3 protein-coding genes and 1 tRNA gene are annotated in these 3,435 nt (G+C 59.6%); 2 read left to right on the top strand and 2 right to left on the bottom strand.

Translation table 11 applies throughout. The features are described from left to right. The first annotated feature begins 171 nt into the window (after nt 1–171). Nucleotides 172–248, top strand: a tRNA-Met gene (locus GF108_RS22135). 56 nt (nt 249–304) lie between these two features. Here GF108_RS22135 and GF108_RS22130 read toward each other — a convergent pair. Then, nucleotides 305–805: a gluconokinase gene (locus tag GF108_RS22130; RefSeq protein ID WP_153670479.1), complete on the bottom strand. Its 501-nt coding sequence runs from the start codon at nt 803–805 to the stop codon at nt 305–307. Next, on the bottom strand, nt 802–1,569 hold the full coding sequence (locus GF108_RS22125) for an SDR family oxidoreductase (RefSeq protein WP_153670478.1): 768 nt from the start codon (nt 1,567–1,569) through the stop codon (nt 802–804). Before GF108_RS22125 ends, GF108_RS22130 begins: the two co-directional genes overlap by 4 nt. Nucleotides 1,570–1,768: 199 nt before the next feature. On the opposite strand from GF108_RS22125, the gene GF108_RS22120 reads away from it, so the two are divergent. Next, on the top strand, nt 1,769–3,202 hold the full coding sequence (locus tag GF108_RS22120) for an aldehyde dehydrogenase family protein (protein ID WP_153670477.1): 1,434 nt from the start codon (nt 1,769–1,771) through the stop codon (nt 3,200–3,202). The last annotated feature ends 233 nt before the right edge of the window (nt 3,203–3,435 follow it).

Genomic DNA, 3,435 nt, shown 5'->3' with positions numbered 1-3,435 from the left:
CGTCTCAAGACGCGGGAGAGTAGGTCGCTGCCAGGTCTGCCAAACGCAACAAACAAAGCTTCTCGACAAACACACAACAACAAACATAAGCGCCGCACCAAACGGCCCTTTCCATGCAAGCGCAAGCACTCGCAACAAAGGGAAGCGCAAGCGCATACCGCACACAATTGACGCGGGGTGGAGCAGCCCGGTAGCTCGTCAGGCTCATAACCTGAAGGTCACAGGTTCAAATCCTGTCCCCGCAACCAACATCACATAACAACAATCCACACAAAAGCCCGGCATCCGCCGGGCTTTCGTGCGTTCAAGGGTCCAATTCTTTCAGCCAGGCCACGCTTGCTTGCACGATGACATTGAGCGGTTCTGCCACATCCTGGCGCAGGACGCGAGGTTCATCAACCGGCGCCTCGAGCGTCGCCAGCTGACTGCCGAGCATGGTAACCGGCATGAAATGCCCGGTGCGTTTGGCCATGTGCTCATGCAACACGGCCACGCTGCCATCGAGGAATACGAAAGCCAAGGGACCGGCAGCGGCCTTGCGCAAGCGGTCGCGATAGACCTTCTTCAATGCCGAGCACGAAACGACAATCCCGTCTTCGGCCGCTGCCAGCGTGGCTCCGATCTGGTCAAGCCATGGCCAGCGGTCGTCATCAGTCAAGGGAGTACCTGCCGCCATCTTGGCAACATTGCTTGCCGGGTGCAGGCTATCGCCTTCCAGGAATGGCAGCCCGAGAGCGTCGGCAATGCCGGCGCCGACGGAGGATTTTCCGGAGCCGCTGACCCCCATGACAATGACGCGAATCATACCGAGGCTGTTATCCCGCCATCGACATGCAGCACCTGGCCATTGACGAAGGAAGACGCGTCACCGGAAAGAAACACCGCCGCGCCCACCAATTCATCGACATTACCCCATCGGCCCGCGGGCGTACGCTTTTTCAGCCATGCCGAAAAATCCGCATTGTCCATAAGCGCCCGGTTGAGCGGCGTCCTGAAGTAGCCGGGCGCAATGGCGTTGATCTGCAAGCCGTGCTTCGCCCAGTCGGTGCACATGCCGCGGGTCAGGTTCCGCACCGCCCCCTTCGTCGCCGTATAGGGCGCGATCGACGGGCGCGCGAGCTCGCTCTGGACGGAACCAATGTTGATGATCTTGCCCCGGCCGCGCTTGATCATGTGCCGGGCAACAGATTGGCCGGCGTAAAATACGCTTGAGATATTGGTCTGCAGCAATTGCTGCCATTTATCCTCGGGAAAATCCTCGAGCGGTGCGCGAAACTGCATGCCGGCATTGTTGACAAGAATGTCGATCGGCCCAATTTCCGTTTCGATCGCATCGACCCCTGCCTTTACTGCGGCAAGATCGGTTACATCGAATGTCGACGCATAGGCGTTAAGCCCGACGGCCGCGAGTTCACCGACCGCCGCGTCGACCTTTACCCTGTCACGCCCATTGATGACGACCGCCGCACCGTGCTCGGCGAGACCCTTGGCAAGCGCGAAACCAATGCCCTGGCTCGAACCGGTGACAAGGGCAAGCCGTCCTTCAAGATTGAACAGCGGATAGGGCATTCTTTTGTTCCTCCACGCGGACGCCTGAAAATAGCGCCAGGCGTTCCTATATCAAGTCTTCGAATCGGCGGCGATGTTCGCACAGACGGCCATGGCGGCGAAACCCATTCGGGTCAAATCGAGAGAAGCGGCGCAATTTCACGTTGAACGCGACTGCTCCTATGCTATTGGTTCGGCCAAACGGAGAGAGATATATCACATGACCCTGCACCAGAACCTTATCAACGGCGAGTGGTTCGGCAGCGATGCCGTTGCCAACGTCAATCCATCGAATACAAATGATGTTGTTGGCGAGTACGCACGCGCCAGCGCTGAAGATACAGTTCGGGCCATCGCGGCGGCAAAGGCAGCGTTTCCCGTCTGGTCGCGTTCGGGCATTCTCGAGCGTCATGCGATCCTGCGCAAGACGGCTGATGAAATCACGGCGCGCAAGGACGAACTCGGCCGCCTGCTCTCGCGGGAGGAGGGCAAGACACTCGCGGAAGGGATCGGCGAGACGCTGCGCGCCGCCCAGATTTTCGATTTTTTTGCTGGCGAAGTTCTGCGGCTTGCCGGTGAAGTGATACCGAGCGCCCGCCCGAACATCGGCGTCGAGATTACGGGCGAACCCGTCGGGGTCGTCGGTATCATCACGCCTTGGAATTTCCCGATTGCCATTCCCGCCTGGAAGATCGCGCCGGCGCTCGCCTATGGCAACACGGTCGTGTTCAAGCCGGCCGATCTTGTACCCGGCTGCTCCTGGGCCATCGTCGATATTCTGCACCGCGCCGGCCTGCCCAAGGGCGTTCTCAATCTCGTCATGGGCAAGGGGTCGGTCGTCGGTCAGGCAATTCTCGACAGTGCCGATGTCCACGCCATCACTTTCACGGGATCTGTCGGCACCGGCAAGCGCGTCGCCGCAGCTTCGATCGAGCATATGCGCAAGTTCCAGCTGGAGATGGGCGGCAAGAATCCCTTCGTCGTTCTCGACGACGCGGACCTCAACGTCGCAGTCGAGGCGGCCGTCAACAGTGCCTTCTTTTCGACAGGGCAGCGCTGCACGGCCTCGTCGCGCATCATCGTCACCGAAGGCATCCACGACAAATTCGTTGCCGCCGCGACAGAGCGCTTGAAGGGGCTTGTGATCGATGACGCCTTGAAGGCGGGCACGCATATCGGCCCGGTGGTCGACCAGAGCCAGCTCGATCAGGATATGAACTATATCGAGATTGGAAGGGGCGAAGGCGCAAAGCTGGCGTTCGGCGGCGAACGGCTCAACCGCGAGGCCCCGGGCTTCTATCTGCAGCCGGCGCTTTTCACCGAAGCCACCAATCAGATGCGCATTTCGCGCGAAGAGATTTTTGGCCCCGTCGCCAGTGTCATTCGCGTCAAGGATTACGAAGAAGCCCTGCATACCGCCAATGACACGCCGTTCGGCCTGTCGTCCGGCATAGCGACGACCAGCCTGAAGCACGCAACGCATTTCAAGCGCAATGCCGAGGCCGGCATGGTGATGGTCAATCTGCCGACCGCAGGTGTCGACTTCCATGTGCCGTTTGGCGGGCGCAAGGGGTCGAGCTACGGCCCGCGCGAGCAGGGCAAATATGCGGCGGAGTTTTATACGACGGTAAAGACTGCCTATACGCTGGCTTGATTTCGCGGTCGCATCTTTGGGACAGCCTTGGTTTTCGCAGGCGCTGCCATAGCAGCGCCTGTTTTCGTTGGGCTTTTTCGATTAGCCGCGACCGCTTATCCACAGGGTTGGGTGGTGGTTGGAAAAAGTTTTGAGAAATTGAAAAAGGCGTGTTGACAGTTTTGTTGGGTGGGGTCTATATACCGGCACAACGAGGGCGGGGCGCCGCTGGCGGTTGCTGAATGCGCCCTAAG

The organism is Phyllobacterium sp. SYP-B3895 (assembly GCF_009647635.1).
In the GTDB taxonomy this organism is placed as follows: Bacteria; Pseudomonadota; Alphaproteobacteria; order Rhizobiales; family Rhizobiaceae; genus Phyllobacterium; species Phyllobacterium pellucidum.
The sequence above is the reverse complement of the archived record's forward strand: the minus strand, read 5'-3'. Positions and strand labels throughout refer to the sequence as shown.